14 protein-coding genes and 1 tRNA gene are annotated in these 20,438 nt (G+C 36.8%); 13 read left to right on the forward strand and 2 right to left on the reverse strand.

Going from position 1 to position 20,438, the window contains the following annotated elements:
* The first annotated feature begins 365 nt into the window (after positions 1 to 365).
* Entirely contained in the window at positions 366 to 2,684 is a 2,319-nt protein-coding gene (locus tag ACWIX0_RS06240) for a TonB-dependent receptor (RefSeq protein ID WP_454172875.1), read from the forward strand.
* A 67-nt stretch (positions 2,685 to 2,751) separates the two neighbouring features.
* Here the strand turns inward: ACWIX0_RS06240 and ACWIX0_RS06245 are convergent, their stop codons facing one another.
* On the reverse strand, positions 2,752 to 2,925 hold the full coding sequence (locus ACWIX0_RS06245; protein WP_454169195.1) for a hypothetical protein: 174 nt from the start codon (positions 2,923 to 2,925) through the stop codon (positions 2,752 to 2,754).
* A gap of 48 nt (positions 2,926 to 2,973) precedes the next feature.
* Here ACWIX0_RS06245 and ACWIX0_RS06250 point away from each other — a divergent pair, with 48 nt between their 5' ends.
* The 4 genes from ACWIX0_RS06250 to ACWIX0_RS06265 all read left to right on the forward strand — a co-directional run bounded on the left by ACWIX0_RS06250 (position 2,974) and on the right by ACWIX0_RS06265 (position 8,640).
* Positions 2,974 to 4,494 (forward strand): MFS transporter, encoded by a 1,521-nt coding sequence (locus ACWIX0_RS06250; protein ID WP_454172876.1) that lies wholly within the window; start codon positions 2,974 to 2,976, stop codon positions 4,492 to 4,494.
* Positions 4,495 to 4,506: 12 nt separating this feature from the next.
* Positions 4,507 to 6,318 (forward strand): ABC transporter ATP-binding protein, encoded by a 1,812-nt coding sequence (locus tag ACWIX0_RS06255; RefSeq protein ID WP_454172878.1) that lies wholly within the window; start codon positions 4,507 to 4,509, stop codon positions 6,316 to 6,318.
* A 125-nt stretch (positions 6,319 to 6,443) separates the two neighbouring features.
* Positions 6,444 to 8,228 carry an ABC transporter ATP-binding protein gene (locus ACWIX0_RS06260; RefSeq protein ID WP_454172880.1) on the forward strand — a complete coding sequence of 595 codons (1,785 nt, stop codon included), beginning with the start codon at positions 6,444 to 6,446 and terminating at the stop codon, positions 8,226 to 8,228.
* A 121-nt stretch (positions 8,229 to 8,349) separates the two neighbouring features.
* A complete protein-coding gene (locus tag ACWIX0_RS06265; RefSeq protein WP_454172882.1) occupies positions 8,350 to 8,640 on the forward strand; it encodes a hypothetical protein in 291 nt (96 codons plus the stop codon).
* A 154-nt stretch (positions 8,641 to 8,794) separates the two neighbouring features.
* Here ACWIX0_RS06265 and ACWIX0_RS06270 read toward each other — a convergent pair whose 3' ends face one another.
* The gene (locus tag ACWIX0_RS06270) at positions 8,795 to 11,500 is read right to left on the reverse strand and encodes a hypothetical protein (RefSeq protein WP_454172884.1); all 2,706 of its coding nucleotides are present in this window, start codon (positions 11,498 to 11,500) and stop codon (positions 8,795 to 8,797) included.
* Positions 11,501 to 11,813: 313 nt separating this feature from the next.
* Between ACWIX0_RS06270 and ACWIX0_RS06275 the strand changes: the two genes are divergently transcribed.
* The 8 genes from ACWIX0_RS06275 (at position 11,814) to ACWIX0_RS06310 (ending at position 20,174) form a co-directional block, all read left to right on the forward strand.
* Positions 11,814 to 12,362 (forward strand): peroxiredoxin, encoded by a 549-nt coding sequence (locus ACWIX0_RS06275; RefSeq protein ID WP_454172886.1) that lies wholly within the window; start codon positions 11,814 to 11,816, stop codon positions 12,360 to 12,362.
* Positions 12,363 to 12,441: 79 nt separating this feature from the next.
* Complete coding sequence (serB, locus tag ACWIX0_RS06280; RefSeq protein ID WP_454172888.1) at positions 12,442 to 13,080, forward strand: phosphoserine phosphatase SerB; 639 nt, start codon at positions 12,442 to 12,444, stop codon at positions 13,078 to 13,080.
* A gap of 85 nt (positions 13,081 to 13,165) precedes the next feature.
* Positions 13,166 to 13,918 carry a hypothetical protein gene (locus ACWIX0_RS06285; RefSeq protein ID WP_454172889.1) on the forward strand — a complete coding sequence of 251 codons (753 nt, stop codon included), beginning with the start codon at positions 13,166 to 13,168 and terminating at the stop codon, positions 13,916 to 13,918.
* A 142-nt stretch (positions 13,919 to 14,060) separates the two neighbouring features.
* On the forward strand, positions 14,061 to 14,555 hold the full coding sequence (locus ACWIX0_RS06290; RefSeq protein WP_454172891.1) for a glycine-rich domain-containing protein: 495 nt from the start codon (positions 14,061 to 14,063) through the stop codon (positions 14,553 to 14,555).
* Between the two features lies 1 nt (position 14,556).
* Positions 14,557 to 15,402 carry a hypothetical protein gene (locus ACWIX0_RS06295; protein ID WP_454172892.1) on the forward strand — a complete coding sequence of 282 codons (846 nt, stop codon included), beginning with the start codon at positions 14,557 to 14,559 and terminating at the stop codon, positions 15,400 to 15,402.
* Positions 15,403 to 15,414: 12 nt separating this feature from the next.
* Complete coding sequence (locus ACWIX0_RS06300) at positions 15,415 to 16,104, forward strand: class I SAM-dependent methyltransferase (RefSeq protein WP_454172893.1); 690 nt, start codon at positions 15,415 to 15,417, stop codon at positions 16,102 to 16,104.
* On the forward strand, positions 16,101 to 19,658 hold the full coding sequence (locus tag ACWIX0_RS06305) for an ATP-binding cassette domain-containing protein (protein ID WP_454172895.1): 3,558 nt from the start codon (positions 16,101 to 16,103) through the stop codon (positions 19,656 to 19,658). The genes ACWIX0_RS06300 and ACWIX0_RS06305 overlap by 4 nt, the downstream gene beginning before the upstream one ends.
* Positions 19,659 to 20,096: 438 nt before the next feature.
* Positions 20,097 to 20,174 (forward strand) — tRNA-Met (locus ACWIX0_RS06310).
* Positions 20,175 to 20,438: the final 264 nt, after the last annotated feature.

A 20,438-nucleotide genomic window follows, 5' to 3' on the forward strand; every position in this document is an offset into this window, starting at 1 on the left:
TATGACAAAAGGAAAATTTAGACAAATAGATTGCCACGATTTTGCAAAACGCAAAATCTCGCAATGACAAAATCCAAAAACACAAGCAAAACCTCGAATACAAAAAAAATAAACACTATCAAACCCCAAGACAAACACAAACATAAATATTCTCAAAATCCAAGCAAAATCTAAAAAAATGGCAGAACGAGCTATTTTGTAAAAATTTTGGCATTTTGAGGTAGAAAAAATTTTTAGGTTTCATTATTATTTGTCGTTTTTTTGTTGCGTTTATATTGTTTGCGCGTTTAGAAGTCTATGGACATCAAAGCCTCGCAAAAACAAACAACAACAAAACAACAAATCAAAATCTAAGGAGTCTAAAAATGAAAACTTCTCATATCTCAATAAAAATGTGCAACCTATCAAACCCTAGAAAAATCTCTATCGCGCTCATATTAGCAATGTCTTGCAATGTCTATGCCAACCAAAATCCACAAAATCAAAACTCACAAGAAAGCCAAAATCAAAACTCGCATTTGCAAGATTTGCCCACGCAAAAAGATTCTAATCAAAATCTAAAGGCTTATGAGCTAGAAAAAATAACCACCACCGCAAACAAATACGAAGCGGAAATCCAAAGTGTAAATTCTAGCGTGCAAGTGGTAAAGCAAAAGCAACTCTCAAATGCCAACATAAAATCCACTACCGAGCTAAGTAGCATTTTTGCGGGCTTGCAGATTCAAGATTCTCACGGCACATCGGTGTTTCCTATGGCTTCTTTGCGCGGGATTTCTAGCCCTGATTATTACACCACCACGCTCAATCTCTATGTCGATGGCGTCCCACAAAGTGCAAATTTCCTTATCCAAGCCTTAGGCGATGTGGAGGCAGTAGAGTTGCTTCGCGGTGCGCAAGGCACACTCTATGGCGAAAACTCCCAAGCAGGGCTAATCTCAATCCGCACCAAAAACCCGATGAAAGGCGACTATGCCAATGTCTCTCTCACAGGCTCAAAGCTCTATGAGGACTTAAACGCCTACATAGGTGGCGAACTAGTCAAAAACAAACTCTGGGGCAAGGCAAGCGTGCGCTACATACACGATAATGGCTTTATCAAATATGGGAACAAAAATATGAAAGATAGCGACAGCATTTTAGGCGGGGCTTCGCTGTATTATGCCCCCACAAGCGCGTTTCTCGCCACACTAAGCTATAACTTTCACTATGTGCCTAAAAACACCAAAGGATTTTGGCTTACCAAATCCCAATACCAAAACGGCACAACCGATAGTGGCTGGGAGATTCCCGCAGATTCTCCTGTGGCGGATAATTATGGCTACGGGGCTAATCAAGCGTGGCAACCAAATGGCACTACACTTGGGCAACCAAACGCCGTGTATGCCAAAAGCCCTTGGGAAAAGCTCCTCGCCCAGCAAGCAAGCCTAAAGCTAGATTATGACTTTGGCGGGCATTTGCTAAGCTCCATTACCGCTTTTAATAAAACAGATTCTCTCACCAATACTTATCCTTTGGTGCAAACTTATGGAGGCAAAAAAGACGGGTATTTTTATGATATTACGCAAGTGCTAGAGGAGTTGCGCTTAGATAGCGAGTATAGCAATGGAATCCGCACGACTTTTGGCGCGTATTATAAGCATTTGATTACCGATAATGGTATGCGCGGATTTATCGGTGGGGCTGGTGATATGACGCCATTTGGATTTCGGGCAAATTGGAGTGCAACAGAGCGGGTAAATACCATAGCACTTTTTGGCGATGGGTATTTCCCCTTAGGGCAATATTTTGACATCGGCTTTGGCGGACGCTATCAGTATTATCACGCTTCCATAGATAGCCCTCTCGCACCGGGTGCTCTTATCAATTCGGCTTATAAAAACGACAAGGGCTGGCATACTTTTAATCCCAGAATCTCATTTGGCTTCAATCCAAACGAGCATATTAAACTCTACATTGCAGGCACGCATAGCACCAAAATGGGCGGATTTGCGAAATTCCCCTATGCAGATGATGACAAAGAGCCTTATAACCCCGAGCAGATTTATAGCGCGGAGTTAGGAAGCCATTTGCGCTTTTTAGATTCTGCGCTTATGGCAAATCTCGCTGTTTATTATTCGTATATACAAGATAGGCAAGCCTATGTGGGAAATAGTATCTCTCAAAGTATCAAAAACATAGGAGACGCATATAGCACGGGATTTGAAGCAGATATAAGCTACAATGGCGAGCGATTGTATGTAAGTCTCGGCACAAATATCGGTATCGCGCGCTATACAAATGGTGGCAAAAATGTCGGTAGCTTAAGTATCGGCGGGCAACCCGCTCCCTATGATGTGCGTGGCAAGGAGCTAAAATACGCACCACTTGTGAGTTTGACTGCAAGTGCGGATTGGAATTTCTTACGCATAAATGCGCATAGATTGTATGTAGGTGGCAATGCGCGATTTTACACGAAACAATATTTTGATGATTTAATCCGCAGTGATGATTTGATGCAAAAGCCCTATGTGGTTTTGGACTTCAACACGCGCTATGAATACAAAAACTTCAGCTTTAAAATCTTCGCCCAAAATGTAACCAACACGCGCTACGCGCTCTATGCACGGCAACTTAATCCACTAGAACCCTACTACCTTGTAGGCAACCCGTGGAATCTCGGCGCGCAAGTGGCGTATAAATATTAAATCAACATTAAAAGGAGGTTTTTCTTGTCATATTGAGGCTTTGAAAAAGCCCAAATATCTCTGTTTTTCAATGTTTTGAGATACTTCGCTTTTTTGCAAAAAGCTCAGTATGACAAGTTTTTTTGTCATTGCGAGAAGTCGGCACGACTTCGTGGCAATCTATGATTTTGTCATATTGAGGCTTTGAAAAAGCCGAAATATCTCTAGATTCTAAAAAGTGAGATATTTCGCTAACGCTCAATATGACAATAAAACGACAATAAATAAACCAACACAAAGGAGCAAAATTATGAAATTGTATAGCATTTCTTTTAGCGTGTATAGCATTATTAGCATTTTTACACTGATGATTTATGGCGCGTTGCCCGCGATAATGGCAAAAGATGGCATCGCCCCGCAAGAAATCGGGCTACTTTACCTTACGATGATTCCCTTTATGCTAAGTTTTTTTTACTCTGGCTTGGTGGAAATCTGGCGCAAAAAGCACGCACATAATTTTAAGATTCTCTGCCTAGCACTTGGGCTAGTCTCTGCGGTTAGTTTTATCGCGCTTGGGGCTTTTGCCTCGCCACAAGATATAGGGCTATTATGCGTGGCGTTTATGGTTATGTGTTTGCTTGGGGCGTGTGCTATCATTAGCCTAAATGCCATTGCCATAGAGCAAACAAGCGCGGATAAAAAAGTAAGCCTAAATACCATAATGCTCCTTGCCTCTGGCGTTGGTGGGATTATGGGCATCATAGTCGCCCTCATCATCTATGAAAAATATGGCTTTAGCGTGGCGTGCTTTGTGATGGCGTTTTTTGTGGCGTTGCTTTGCGTGCCGTTTGTGCGTATGAGCTCAAATGGGCAATATGGGAATCTTCGCGGTGTAAATTCTGAAATATCGCCCGCAAATAGCGCAAAAATCGCTACAAACGCGACAAATTACGCCATCGATTCCTCGCCCTCCAAAGACTCCCTGCATTTTAAAGATTCCTGCCATTCCAAAGACTCGATTTTGCAAACGCTAAAAAGCCTAAGTTTGTGGGGGTGGCTAGGATTTTTTTGCCTCTGTATGCTCCCTATCGCACTTGCAAACACCACAAGCACAATGCTTTTAGTCTATATTGGATTTTCGCTTGATGTCGTTGGGATTGTCGGTGGGGTGATAAATTGCGTAGCGATGTTTGTAGGCGCACCTTTAGCGTATTTGCTTATCCGCATTTTTGGATTTCGCCCTGCGTTTATCACGCTTTTGGCGTTTTGTGCGTGCGTGTTTTTGCTATTGTTAGCAAATATGTGGCTATGGCAAAATCACGCGTTAATCTTGCTTGGGCTAGCGTGCATTGGCGTGTATATGTGCGCGCTATGCGTGTTTATGTATTCGCTAGGAATGCGAGTGTGTGAATCTAGCGCACAAAGCGGGGTAGATTTTAGCTTCTTGCGCTCGGCGGAAAATGCCTGTTTTGTCATCGGCGGGGTTATCGCTTCACAGATTTTAGGGATTTTTATCGCACAAGATACCATTGAAGCCCTAAGCAGTGGCGAGGGACATTCTCACCATTCACGCGAGACATATTTTGATGGCGCGGATTTTGGTAGCGCAGATTTTGGTAGCGCAGGGCTTGACAGTGGAGATTCTAGCGTGGCAAGCGCAGAATCTAGCCTAAGTGGCGTTAGCGAAGCGTTGGCAGATTTTAGCGAAGTATTGGCTCGCAACGGAATCGAATCAAGCGTAGCAAATGGCTATTTCGCGCTATTTTGCGCCTCGCTTGTGTTTGGACTCATCGCGCTAGCTATCACCGCGTGTAATAAAAAAATCACATAAAGGAGTAAAACAATGAAAACAACAAACCAAAACAAAAAGCCAAAAAAAGGTGTGCCTAGATTGCTAGAAATCAGTGGGGAGAAAAAGACGCTTTTAGCATTTTCTAGCCTGCTTAGCGCGCTTTCTGCGATTTTGCAGTTTGTGCCTTATTTTGCGGGGTATTGGATTGTGCAAGAATTTGTCCTAAACGCGCACGATTTGGCAAATGTGGATAAAAATTTGGTGTTTTATTGCGCGCTTATCGCCATTTCTAGCGTGATTGTCTCTATGCTCTTGCAAGGGGCGACTTTTACGCTTAGTCATTTTGCTGCATATCGCATTCTCTACAATCTACGCTTGCGCCTTGCTCGCCACCTAGCCACGCTTCCACTAGGCTATTTCACACACACGACAAAAGGTGCGATTCACAAAACTTTGCAAGAAAATGTCGAAAAAATCGAAAACTTTGTCGCCCATAAGATTCCAGAATTTATCCAATCAGTCGTGGGGGCGTGCGCGATTTTTGTGATTTTTGTTTGGAGCGATTGGCGACTTGCCATAGTGTGCGTGGCGGTGTATTTAGTCGGGCTATTTGTGCAATTTAGCGTCTATGGCAAGACAAAAGTAGAGATGAAAGCCTGCTTAGAGCAGTTTTTTAGCAAACTAGAATCCATAAACTCCTCAAGTATGGAGTTTATCAAAGGCATTAGCGTGGTAAAAATGTTTGGCAAAAGCATTTTTGCATTCCAAGATTTTGCTAAATCTGTGGAGGACTATCATCATTTCACTTTGAGTTTTACTTACAAATGTATGCGTCCTTTTGGGGTTTTTACCACGCTTGTAAATGGCTTTATCCTCTTTGCGTTGCCCTTTTGTGCGTATTTCATCACGCGTGATACTTTCAATCTCTACGATATTTTGGTATGCGTGTTTTTCATATTGCTTAGCAATGGCTTAATCGCGCCATTTTTGCGCCTTTTTAACCTAAGTAGCGAGCTAATGCAAATAAACGAAGCGGTGGAGCGAGTGGATACAATCTTTCGCCAAAAGCCCTTAGCCCAAAGTAAAAATCCGCTCAAACCAACGCGCTTTGACATAGAATTTAAAAGCGTAGATTTTGCATATCAAAATCCAAATGGAGAATTGAGCGCAAAACACGCGCTTAAAAATGTAAGTTTTGCACTGCGACAAGGGGAATCGCTTGCCATTGTCGGCAAAAGCGGTGCGGGGAAATCTAGTATCGTGCATTTGCTCGCACGATTTTATGAGCGCGAGAGTGGGGGGATTTTCATAGGTGGCGTGGATATAAAAGACATTGCAGAATGCGATTTGATGGAAGCAATGAGCTTTGTGTTTCAAGAGAATTTTATGTTTTTCGATTCGTTGCGTGAGAATATAAAAGCTGGCAAGGAAGCGAGCGATGATGAAATTTTGCACGCTGCGCATTTAGCGCAATGTGATGAAATCATCACCAAATATGGGCTAGATTGTGTCATCGGGCAGGGAGGAATGAATCTAAGCGGTGGCGAAGCACAGCGCATAAACTTAGCGCGGGCGATTTTGAAAAACGCGCCTATTTTGTTGCTTGATGAGGTAAATTCCGCGCTTGATAGCGAAAATGAAGCAAAGCTCAATGAGGCACTAAAAAATCTAGCGCGTGGAAAAACGCTCATAATGGTCGCACACAAGCTCAACTCCGCGCTTAAATGCGACAAAGTCGCGCTAATGGAAAAAGGCGAGATTCTCGCGCTTGGGACGCACAAAGACTTATTAAAGTCTTGCCCGCAGTATAAGGAGCTATGGAATCTCTACAATGATACACAACAATGGAGTATTAAAAATTAGCAGGTTTTGGCGTGTGTGGATTTTGGCGTTTGGACTTGAAGTCAAAATCCACACGCACAAAATTCGTCTAGATTTGAGAATTTAAATTTTAAAAACACAAAAACACCAAAACAAAAGGAGATACAATGATACAAATGATAAAAGACATCACCCTAAATGACACGAGACGATTTTACAAATCGTTCGCGCTGACTACCATTGCCGAAGTGGCAAAATTTAGCACCATTTTTGTGGTTATTTATTTTGTAGCACGAGTATTATCGCCATTTTTTGAGGGCTCACTTTTGGGAGCAAAGGAAGCGGATTTTAGCGAATTGCTTATAATTTGTGCGGTGGGGTTTGGGCTAATGATTGTAAGCTTTTATCTCTCACTCCCTGCGTATAAGGCAAACTTTGAAGAGACTTACAAAGCAAGCGCACAAGGGCGAATCGCTTTGGCTGAGCATATCCGCAAACTGCCATTAGGATTTTTAGAGAGCGCAAATCCTGCGAGGCTTAGTCATTGTTTGATGAAAGATTTTGCAAATTTAGAGCAAGCAAGTAGCCACCTCCTCCCGCAAGTCTTTGCTAGCTTCGCGCTAAGCGTGCTTGTGTTTATCGGGCTTGCAGTCTATCATTGGCAAATGGCGTTGGCGTTTTTTGCCTGCGTGCCTTTTGCGGTGATTTTACTTGCGCTTACAAGGCGACTTAGCGACTATCTAAGCCAAAAGCACATAGCCGCAGTTTTGGACGCTTCAAATCATATCAACGAATATATCGATGGAATCGCCACGATAAAGGCACATAATCTAAGCGGGGAAAAATTTAAGCGATTGGAGCGGAGTTTTGAAAACTTGCGAAAAGAGAGTATCCGCATCGAAGTGGGGCTAATGCCTTTTGCGCTCTCTGTAATATCGTGTATGGGGGCTGGAATTGGGCTTATGATAGGCTTTGGGAGGGAATTTTTGCTTAGTGGGGAATTAAGCGTGATTGAGTATTTGGGCTTTATTTTGATTGGCTCTAAGGCGTTTGTCCCGCTGATGACTTTTGCGATAAATTTTATTGAGTTGCGCTATTTTGCAAAATCTGGGCAAAATATTTTGACACTTCTGTGCGAAAGCAAAGTCGCGGGCGATGATAAAGAATTGCCACACGGAAATGACATAGTCATCGAGAATCTCGATTTTGCCTACGGGGCAAACGATGAGAACAAACATCAAAAAAGCGACTTTGCCCTGCGCAATATTAACCTTGTCATTCCGCATAAAAGTAGCCTAGCGATTGTCGGTAAATCTGGCAGTGGCAAAAGCACGCTAGTAAAGCTAATCGCGCGATTTTATGAGCCAAGCAATGGAGCGATAAAAATCGGCAATGCAAATGAGCCTAGCAGTCTAAAAAATATCGCAAGCATAGAGCCTGAAAGATTGATGAGCAAATTTTCTATGGTGTTTCAAAAGGTGTATTTGTTTAAGGGGAGCGTGAAATCTAATGTCGCATTTGGCAAGGAGGACGCAAGTGAGCGTGAGATAGAGCAAGCACTAGATTCTGCAAATGCGCTAGATTTTGTGCGCGGATTGCCACAGGGGCTTGAGACGGCTGTGAGTGAGGGTGGCACTTCCTTAAGCGGTGGGGAAAAGCAGAGAATCTCAATCGCACGCTGCATACTAAAAAACTCGCCAATTATCCTGCTAGATGAGATGAGCTCAAGTCTTGATGTGGCAAATGAATTTGCAATGCAAAAAGCCCTAAACGCCCTTGCCAAAGACAAAACCATCATCATCATCGCCCATAAACTAAAAAGCGTGATGAACTGCGATACAATCGTATTTTTGCGCGATGGCGAGATAGTGGAATCTGGCACGCACGAGCAATTATTAGCACTAGAGGGCGAATACGCTAAAATGTGGCAAGCACAAAATCTACAAGAGTGAAATCTAGCGGAACTCACCGCGTAGCAAAATGTCTAAACATAATTTTTAACATACTTAGGGCTTTAGTCATTAAAAATTTTGACTCAAGACAACTTAATCTCAAATAAATAAGTCTTAAGTTATGGTTGCACCGAAAACAGGAGGAATACTAAAGCGAAATAATTGTGTTTATACTCAAATTGTAAAGCATTGCTTGGCAGATAAGCTTTTGCCTATAATACAGAATTTAAGCGATATGAATAAAACAGAATTTTATAGCGATTGTTTTGCTGCTTATGATGGATTGGTAGATTTTTTGTTTCGCTTTGCTTGCAACTACAAGCAAAATGGGTTAGCAAATCATAGACTTGCTAAATTTAGGGGAATCAAAAAAGAGAATTTTCTTGATTCATTTGAAAGAAACAGAATTTAGATAGCCATCACCAAAATCAATGGACAAGATTTGTATAAAATCTTACTAAAAATGATAAGGGAAAAATCCGCTTAAGTTAAATTGAACCAAAATCAAATATGATTTTGCAGTAGAGGTTGGCTTATTTGGAATCTTTAGTCTTTTTGGTTTTTGGTTATTTTTTATCCTGCGATTTTGTGTTTTTTGATTTTGCAGATTGCGTTTTTGAAGGCTGTATTTTTGCAGATTGTGTTTTTGTGGATTTTGATTTTTTGTCTTGCTTAGATTTGCTAGATTCTTTTGTGTTTTTGGTTTTGTTAGCGTTGATAGATTTTTGTTCTTTTTTAGCTTGATTTTGTTTGATTTTTTCTAGCTTTGCTTGTGCTTGCTGTGCCTTTTTTTGTCTAGCTTTTTCTTGTTTTTCCCTCTCTTTTTCTAGGCGAGATTGCCTTGCTTTTTCTTGCTTTTGGGCGTTTGTATTTGCATTTTTATGGGCAGGCTTATCAAGTTTTTTTGCGCCAAACCAATATGCGTATTTTAGGTTTAGAGTCGTAGTTACGCCATTAAACCTATCTACATCTTTATCAAACGAATTTGCATAAAAAAGTCCATCATAGCCAAGACTTAGCTCGTGATTTTGCTTCAATATCCATATAAAATCTAACGCCAAGTTGCCATAAGCCAAAGGCAAGTTGATATTTCCCTCATTTTCAAAATTGCCAATCTTAAATTTTGCTTTTTGGGTGTGAAATACATTGTATCGCACGCCTGCTTTGAAATTTGTGCGAAAGATATTTCCCCACATTTTGTAGTAGCGCAATGCAAAAGATGCTTGAGGCAGATGCCACAAAATCGCGTTATGCCTTTCATTAGCCCCGATTTGTGTGGGCTTTTGTAGCACCAAATCTATGCTGGAGAGCATATCATAGCTTAGGGCGATTTCTGGGGATATGTGGCTATTAAATCTAAATTGATAAAAAGTGATTCCTGTGCGTATCTCTGCGCCCACACTCCACATAAGCGGGATAGATACCGCAGATGAGTTTGAAGCAAGATTTATGCTTTGTCCCGCTACATTCATATAAATGTTAGGAAAATCCACTCCCGCTCGCACATTTGCTTTGATAAAACCCTCCTGTGCTTTGGTATAAAAAGCAAAGGTTTTAAAATAATTCATTCCTGTTTGCAGGGCGTTTGTCTGCACGCGCATATTTTGTCCTAGCAGTTTTGTTGTGGTATTTACAAATTCATATCCTAGATAAGCCCCATAGATTCCGCGTCTTGATAGATTTTTTTGTATCCCAAAAAGTGCGCCTCCTGCTAGTTCTGTGGCGTTTGAAGTCCCCATATCTACAAGGCTAAGCGCGCTATAAGGCAGGGCAAAAAAGCGATAATCTCGCCTGCTTTGATAAGGGATAAATATCGCATCTAGCTGGTCGATAAGCTCAAGGTTGTTGTATGGTTTTAGATTTTGTCCCTTGCTTTGCTCTAGCGTTACTTGCGCGACTTTTTGTCGCACTTTGTCGATAGTGTCTTGGTTTTTTGCACGAGTGAGTTTAGAGAAGCGCGAAGAGCGAGCTGTAAGCCTAGTCATATCTTGTTGCAATGCTTTTAGCTCTTCCTCTTTAGCATAGTAATCATCGCTATGAAAAGTTTTTGTAGTCATCGTATCTAGGATATTTTGAGTCATCACGTCTCTACGCATATAGCTTAGGGTAAGTGCGCGATATAGGCTAGCACCTTGAGAAGTGCTTATATCTGCTTCTAGGCTAAAACCTTGCGCGTTTTTTACGAGTTTTACGCCTTGTCCGCCGATGATATGTGTGCTATTTATGTTGTATGGATAGTTGCCACCTAGTTTGCTAGCATTGGTGCTAGAGCCTGTTAGGATTAGATTTTCATATTTGTATTCCACGCCTTTTTTTGCATTATCACCTATGTTTATGATTATGCTTCTAGGGCGGACATTGTGCGTCATAGAAGCGGAATCTGATTTGGCAAGGATTAAATGTTGTTCTTTGGTGCTATCAATATTTATTGTATTTTTGGTAGTATCAGCAGGGTTTCCATTCCATTCGTTGCCACTATTGATAGTCAAAGATATGCCTTTTATTTCAAGTCTATCGACTTTTATGTCTATGGTGTTGCTACCAAAAGGGATTATGCCTACGCCTTGTTCTATGCCATTGATTGTCGTGCGCTCGCCTATGATTAGGGTTTTTATGTTGGATTCTCCATTATTATGACTGCTATCAGCTATTCCACCGCTTAAATTTCTTATAAATCCTGCCCCAAATATGCTAAGAGTATCCATAGTCCCCGTGATGATAAGCCCTCCTATCGTAGAATCTGCTACTTCCATAGTGAGACTCACGGGCAAATCAGCCCCGCTTTTTTGGTTTCTAAAATCAAAAATCGTATTTGGCGCAAGCGCATTGCGAAATCTTACATTATGCCACCTCGTGCTAGATTCATTTATCTTGCGAAAATAAGCGACTATCCTAGCGGGAGCTATGGTAGCACTCGTAGTGGCACTGCCTATGTGGTATTCTGTGGTGGTGTATGATTCTGTCTGGGTGAAAGTGGTGTTAAACGCAGCTTTGCTTAAATCGCTTGCAAAGATGTATCCATCGCAAGCGATTGTTTGTAACGATGGCTTTGTAGTGTCATAGATATGCCTGCAAGCAGCAGCATTTGCGCACTCAAAGCCTAGAGTTAGCAAAAACAATAAAATCCAAATATGGCTTATTTTTCGCATTTTATCTGCAAAGCCATATTTGATTTTTGGGATTTTGGGGTAGATTTTGTGGATTTTGTAGTTTTTGTTGCTCGTGTAGTTTTTGTCGTTTTTCTTTAGGGGGGGGGGGAGCAGATAAAGCATTATTGCGTTCCTTAAAATGAGTTTTAAAAACGAAGTTTTGTAGTGGATTTTGGGTTTTATGATTTTGTTATGGATTTTATTTGGTGGTTTATTTGGGTGGGTAAATGCTAAATCTTACGATTAAAAAAGAAAAGTTGATAAAAGAAATTTTGAATAAAACTTGGGTATTTTATCTAAATACTAGAATTTTTAGGCATATATTTTGGGTTTGGATTGGATTTGCAAGTATTTATAAGGGTTACCAAAGTTTTGCTATAATGCGCGGTTTTTATGCGTGTGTAAAAAACAAAATCACATTTTTAAAGGAGAAAAAATGCCAACAAAATCTACTACAAATCCACAAAACACACAAAAATCACAAAAACTGCAAAATCCTACAAAACAACCAAAACAATCAAAACCACTGCCAAAGCAACTAAAAAAGGGCGATAATGCCCCAGATTTTAGCCTGCCAAATGCGCAAGGAGCACAAGTAAGCCTAAAAGATTTTGGTTCAAAAATCGTAGTGCTGTATTTTTACCCCAAAGACAACACTTCAGGCTGCACCATAGAAGCGCAGGATTTTAGCGAGAGGCTAAGCGATTTTCTTGCCAAAAATGCCGTAGTAATCGGCATAAGCCCCGATAGCACAGCTTCTCATCAAAAATTTATCGACAAATACAAGCTAGCCCATATTTTGCTAAGCGATAGCGATAGGGCAGTGGCGAGTGCTTATTTTGCCTATGGCAAAAAGATGATGTATGGCAAGGAGGTGCAGGGGATTATCCGCTCTACTTTTGTTATCCAAAATGGCAAAATCTTAAACGCGCTATACAATGTCAAAGCAAAAGGACACGCCCAAGCTGTGTTAGAAATGATATAAATTTTTAGATTTTGTGCTAGATTTGTGGCGCGAATGCAAAATCTAAAAAAACCAAATCTAAAAAAGCAAAAGGGATACAATGGATTTTAGAAACATAAAACTTGCTGTTTTTGATTTTGATTCTACGCTTATGGATGGGGAGACGATTGATATATTAGCAAAAGATTTTGGGGTATGGGAGAGAGTGAGTGGGATTACCAAAAAGGCAATGGAGGGGGGGCTAGATTTTTTTGAGAGTTTGCAAGCGAGGGTAGAGCTTTTGAGCGGTATGAGTGAGGAACGCGCTAAAGAGATTTGTGAGAATCTGCCATTGATGGAGGGCGCAAAAGAATGCGTAGAAAATCTAAAAAAGCGCGGAATCATCGTGGTATGTTTTAGTGGTGGGTTTAGTTTGGCGACTAGGCATTTTGCTAAGATTTTGGGTTTAGATGCGGATTTTAGCAATATTTTGCACGCAAAAAATGGCGTGCTAAGCGGGCAAGTAGGCGGGGAAATGATGTTTGGCGACTCAAAAGGGGCAATGCTATGCAAAATCCAAAATCTGCTAGGCGTATCACAAGCACAAACAATGGCAGTGGGCGATGGAGCAAATGACATAAGTATGTTTGCAAACTCCGCTGTGCGCGTGGCTTTTTGCGCAAAAGAAGTGCTAAAAAAAGAGGCAAATATCATTGTGGAAAAGAAAAATTTAGTAGAAATTTTGAGTTATTTTAAATAAACATATTTTGTGCTTTTTGTGATTTTAAGACTACGCGTTTAATGCTATAAAATCTACAAATTTATTAAAAATACTAAGGTTTAAAATGCAATCTAAACAACTTTTTAATGCAGAATCTATCCCGTATTTGCGTGATTTGATAGAATCTCAAAAAGAGATTTTGCCTTTTGATTTGCTAGGGCGAAGTCTTTCTTATAATCCATATCCACCGCGATTTTTTGAGGTTTTTCCTACACTTTTAGATTCTACTTCGCCACTTGTAGATTCTACTTTGATAGGCAAGATAAACGCATTGCAAATTAGGGCGTTTGATTTTGCTGATTTTGCACATTTACAATCGCATATAAACGCCCAAAATGTGAAAATCATTTTTTTAGATATTGCTAGAGATAGCAGGGCAAAGCCTCGTGCGGAGGGCTTAGAGTGCATAAGCTATTTGCGACATTATACGGATTCTCTTATCGTATTAAAGGATTGTTTTTTGGATAATTATCAGATTTTGCAAGCGGTGGTTTTTGGCGCAGATGCGATATGTTTTAGCCATTTTTCTTTGCAAGGAAAGCTAAAAGGGCTAGTGGATTTTGCTTCGCATTTGGGCTTAGCAACTCTGCTAGAATCAACACATTTGCGCGATATAAAAGATGGCATTTTTGCTAAAGTGAGTGGATTTTACTTGCCAAATGAATGTTTTAGAGAGATTGCTCGCATTATCCCAAAGCGCAAGATTGTTTGCACAAATATCGCGCAAAATCAAACGCTTGGCAATGGTAGAGTGGATTTTGTGCTACAAGATTTTGAACTAATAGAATCTAGCAAAAATCATATTTTAAAATCTTAGTATCAAATTTTAGTGTTTGTCATTTTTTTTATTATTAGCATCAAGGTGTTTTATCTGCTTTTATCGTTCATTTACTAATCGTTTTTTTTTTTTTTTGTATTGTTTGCAATGTTAAAAAACCATACTAACAAAGGAGATGATTATGCTATCAATAGCTAGTAATTCAACACAAAATCAACAAGAAGTTGCGTGTCCAATATCCCAAACTGAATCATTGTCGTTTGTGCCACAAAGCAATATTGAAGAGGCTTTTGCGCTTGTTTCCCATATAGATTTTGCAAAATTAAATGCTAAATTGTGCAGTCATTATGGATGGGATAAATATGAGGTAGAAAATATTGGTCGTTTTTATAAAGAATGGCTTGTGTTGCATATTTGTTATCCAAATGTTTCGCTTGTCCCAAATGCGAGATTAGATGAGTATTGGCATGCACATATTTTAGACACTATTGCTTATACGCAAGATTGCTTAATGTTATTTGGTAAATATTTACACCATTATCCATATTATGGGCTAGAAGGCGATGAGGAGCAAAAAGAACAATCTTTTGAACTAACAAATAAACTATACCAGCATCATTTTAATCATAGGCTAAACAACACGCTTAACCCGTGTAAATCTACAGATTGCAGATAAAATGGCTTCATTACGCTTAGGCGATGAGTTAGGACGGGTTTTAAGAGAAAGGCTATCAAAAAGTGCTACAAAAGAGATAAAAAATGTTTTTTTAGATAAAAGACTAGCTTTTGTCTCTACGATACAACAGCTTTTAGATAAGCATTGCTTTGTCCATATTAGCAATGTGCCTTTTAGCCCAAGTAGAGAGGTTTTATCGGCAATTATTGCTTGTTTTGGAAATTTTAGACAACCTGTCGAAAATACGGACATTAGAATTGATTGCGACCACGATGGTTGCGCTATGGAATATTTGGAACTTCATAATGATGATGCGATTTTGCTTGATAAACAACCAACATTTGCGATACTGCAAGTGGCAGAAGAGTGTCCTTTAAAAAAACCATTGAATGGTATTGTCAAAGTAGATGATATAGTAAATTTTTTGGAATATAATGATGTTGATTTATTAAACAGGCTTTTAAATGCGGAAGTGCCTATGCTTTCAAGCAAAGTCCAAAAAATAATCAAACATAATAAGACTGAGCTGCATAAAGTTGGAGAGATATGCAATCGCACTACAATTTTACAAAAAGAAAATGGTATGTATATATCTAGGTTTAATTTAGGCAGAATTAGGTATTTTTACTATGCCAAAGGAATTAAGCAGGATTTTGCAGAAGCAAGTATGATTTATAGATTTTTAGAGGTGGCAAATTGTTTGAAAACAACAATGTATTTAAAGAAAAATGATTTATTGATATATAACAACAAAAGAACATTACACGATAGAGGAGAATGTGGTTTAGAGTTGAATTTGGATGGGTATATAAAATCTCGCAAATTTTATATAGCTTTTGCACTTTAAATGGGAGTATTTATGAGCGATTTTCATATAGAGTTAGCGCACCAAAAAATAGGATTTCATTCTAATCTGCCTTTTTGGATTTCTATGTTATCTCAAAGCAAAAAAATATTGCCTAGAAACAAAGTTTTTGATATTTTGGATTTTGGTTGTGGAGATGGATATTTTTTACAGATTATAGATTTATTTTTGGATTTTGATTATGCTTTAGGCGTGGATATAGATAAAGATTTGATTTGTCAGATAAAATCAAAAAACCAAAATACAAACATACATTACATTTATGATAATGAACAAAATAAAAAGCTACAAAAACTTCAAAAATCGTTTGATATTATATATTCTCAAGAAGTTTTATACACGATGCAAAAATTAAAATATCACGCCCAAATGGCATTTGATATATTAAAAAACAAAGGTTTTTATTTTGCGACTATGGGTTGCTATATTGAAAATCCTTATTACCAAAAAAGACGAGAGATTATCAAAAAAGATTCAACATATTCTATATATGATTATTCGCTCAATGAAGTTGCGGATATATTTCATAATGTTGGATTTGAAGTATGTATCAAAAAATTACCGATGGAATATTTTGCCGTATATAGCAAAAAGACTTCTAAAGATTTTGGCTCAATGTTTGATTTAGTAAATCATTGTAGCGATTATAAAATGTTATTTTGCTTTTATAAGGATATAGCGTGATAAAGATTATAAATGCCTACGAAAATAATCTTAAAAATATTACTTTGCATATCCCTGTAAATAAATTGACTTGTATAACAGGTGTAAGTGGTAGCGGTAAATCAAGTCTTATTTATAATGTTATTGCAAAAGAATCTATAAGGATTGAAAACATAGACAGTGGCAATGCTGGTTTGTATGATTTTGCCGTTAAACCTAAAGTTGATAAAATATCAAATTTGCCATATTGTGAAATTTTAAAGCAGAGAAATATTAGAGAATCTATTAGCTCTAATGTTGCTACAATCACGGGTTTATATGACATACTAAGAGAAGAGTTTGTCAAACAAGGGAAAATACTTTCTCCTAAGGGAAAAATTATAAACAAACCAACATTAGATGATATTTTAAAGTTTATACAAAAATTTTATGTTGATAAAAACTATTGTTTGTATGCAGTAGTATGTTTTGAAAAATATGGGTTGCTAGAATTAGAAATAGAGCTTTTAAAAAAATATCATATAGAATCTGTTTTGTATTGGACTAAAGATAAACGAATAAATGAGCGGAAATTATCATATCTAGAAAAACTAGGCAACGATTGTCATAATATTTTAGTTAAAATCCCACAAGCAAATGAAGCAAAAAAATACACAAAATTAGCATTATGTGGTTTTATGCTTGATTGCGATGGTGAAAAATTATATTTTGACAGAGATTTTTTTGATATAGATGATGGCAAAATCTATCAAAAAAAATCAGCTTCTTTATTAAGTTTTAATTCTACAAGCGTTGATAGTGGCAGGTGTGAAAAATGCGATGGAAAAGGGATAGTATATGGAATTTTAGAAAAAGAGCTATTTAATGAATCTGCAATATCAGAGCCTGATTTTATCAATTTACCTTTTCATAATGGTTATTATAAATATATATTATTAGATTTTCAAAAATTAACTCAAATATATAAAAAATACAACATTGATTCAAGTAAAAATTATTTTGAAATTTCGAGGGAATCGCAAATGATTATTTTAGAGGAATTTAGAAAAAGAATGCAAAAACATATAACTAAAGAACCTATAAAATTGTTTTTTGATAGCGTAGTATGTGATAAATGTAATGGTTCAAGATTAAATTATAAAGCAAATTCTATATATCTATTTAACAAAAATATCAGTCAATTTTTAGAGATGAGTGTTGATGAACTATATTTGTTTCTAAAAGATAAAAAACTTTATCACGAAAAAATTAAAAATATACTTCAATCATTAAGTTTGGCTACTTTAGGGTATTTGGCTTTAAAAAGAACTACTGACACTTTAAGTGGAGGAGAGTTACAGAGGTTAAAATTAGCAAATGTATTAAATTCAAAATACAACAATCTATTATATATTTTAGATGAACCTAGTTGCGGACTGCACTTATATGATAGTTCTAAGATGTTGTTTTTTATTAAGAATATTGTAGAATTAAATAATACGGTAATTATGAGCGAACATAATAGGTTTTTTATAGAAAAAAGTGATTATGTGGTTGAATTTGGACCAGATTCTGGTAAAAAAGGAGGTAATATCATAAAATATAATGATAAATTCTATAATCTTATTAGACATAAAACAAAGATAGATTTAAAAAAAGTTATTAAAATAAACAAGGTTAGTTTTAATAATATTAAAAATCAAGATTTTATATTTCCATTGGAATGTTTTATTGCAGTATCGGGCGTAAGTGGTAGCGGCAAAACTACTCTAGTAAAAGGCGTGCTATACCATATTTGCAAGCAATACCTAAAAAATCATATTTTAAAAACACAGATTGCAAAATCAGTAGAGGGGCTTAATTTTATTCGTGGCATATCAATATTTAATCAATCCCAAATTAACGCACAAACTAGAAGCATAGTGGCTACTTTTTTGGATATTTTTGATAATATAAGAGATGTTTTTGCAAACAATAATAACTTGTTTGATAAGAGTTATTTTAGTTTTAATCATAAAAATGGACAATGTGTAAAATGTAAAGGTTTGGGCGAATTAAATGAAGTTATATGCCCTTATTGTGTTGGAAGTGGTTATAAAAATGAAGTTTTAAATATTGAATATAATGGATTTCATATCAATGAATTATTAAATACTGATATTGAGAGCGTTGCTGAAGTATTTAAAAATAATACTAAGATTTTAACAGCTATTTATTATTTAAAAAATCTTAGGTTGGGACATTTAAGCCTCGGCAGGAAAACTACAACATTGAGTGGCGGAGAAGCCCAAAGATTAAAATTAGCAAAATATTTGATAAAAAATCATAGTCAAATAAAAAAAGGTGGCTTTATTTTTATCATAGATGAGCCAACTTCTGGGCTTGATGTGCAAAACATACATTATTTGTATAAAATTTTTGACGAACTCATTAAGTATAAAAATAGTGTAATTTGCATAGAACACAATTTAGACTTTATAAAAAATGCAGATTTTATAATAGATATTGGTAGATTTGCTGGAAACAATGGTGGAACAAATATTTTTAGTGGAACTTTTGAGGATTTTTTAAATTGCAACGAATCAATAACGGCTAGTTTGTTTAGAGACAAAATAATTGATTTTAAATGTTGCATCCCAAATGAAAATAAGCAAGTTAAAAAACAATATAACTTTGATAAAAATTGTTATGAGGTAGCAAAATTTCTTCTAGGGGAAGAACATTTCAAAATTGAAAAAATTTTTACTAATCAGTATTGTATTGAAGGAGAGCAAGATTATTTTTTCTTCAAAACAAAACAGGATTTAATAGATTTTGTAAAGACAATAGCCGTAAAAGCAATATTTTTTAATCCATACACACAAGAACTTCATAATTATAAAAAAGTGCCAAATAAAATAAAAAAAGCGCGACTTATTTTGTTTAGAAAATATAAAGTAGCTAATATTGAAAACGAATGGCAATGTAAAATCCAAATAAATGACATTAACAAAGCGTATGAATATGGATTTGGCTGGATAACCATACTAAAACAAGATGATAAGTTAATCCATTTAAGCACGCGTTTGGTGTCTATCAAAAATCAAATCATAGGAAGTAGAGTCATCAATCAAAATACTTTTAATATTTATTTTAATGCTTGCAGATATTGTAATGGCAAAGCTATTTTAAATAAATATGATGAAAATTTGATAATAAAAAATGAATATTTAAGCATTTTGGATAAGGATTTTTTAAAATTTGATTTGAATTTAAAATTAAAATCAACGATAAATTATTTTAAAAATGAGGGGTTGTTTGATTTTTCGTTACCTTACAATAAATTACAAGGAGAGCACAAACATATTTTTTGGTTTGGTTTTAGAGAATATGTCTTTTTAAAACAAGGCGGGAGAGAAAATGCTTTGAGCGACTACTATGAATGGAAAGGGTTATTTTTTTATATTTATCAACATTTAAGCATAATACAAAATTCAGAAGAAATCAAAAAATCCAAAACTGCTTGCATTTGTCCTTTTTGCGCGCAAGGTTTTAATAAAGAAATACTGTATTATCACTATAATCATAAACATTTATTACAATATTTGCAAAATTGATAAGGCTTAACCCACTCTAAGCGGAATTGCTCTCAGTATTTTTAGAAAAATTTGATATAAAATTTGTGTTTGCACTTGAATATTATATAAACTCTGTTTCTTTTGATTGAAGTATCAAATTCTCTTTTTAATTCCTTTAGAATTTAGCTAATCAATGTCTAGCATATTGACAAAAGTTTTTTTAATGTCTGTTATGTGCTTTTTGCTTTTTACAAAAAGGTGTTTAAGACGATAATGTTCCTTTGCTATACTGCGTGCGTTGCAAGCATGGCGGAGCAAAAGACTACCAAACTTTTTTCCAAACCTTTGTAAATAAAATCTCTTTTAGCAAATTTATAAATCGCCATTATGTTTGTTGTTGCTTTATAGATTTTGTTAGCTAGAATATTATTAAATGCTTGACTTTTAAGCCTATTTTGCTTATAATTTCGCCCTTGTGTCAGGGTAGCTCAGCTGGTTTAGAGCGCTGGTCTCATAAGCCGGAGGTCGGGAGTTCAAGTCTCCCCCTTGACACCATACTTCTTTATACTTTTTTATGTTTTGATTCAAGTAGATTTTATATCTTAGATAACCCTATTACTTAAACAATTATTTGCAATTTTTATACACGATTTTGTCATTATGCTCTCATTGCGTAAATATTTTGTTTTGTGTAGCAATCTACTTTGTTTTTATTGGTATAGATTGCCACGCGGATTTTGTCAAAAACCGCTCGCAATGACAGCAATCTTTATTAGGATAAAGATTGCGCAAACTCTCGCAATAACAGCAATGCAATCT

The sequence above is a fragment of the Helicobacter sp. T3_23-1059 genome, assembly GCF_053654515.1.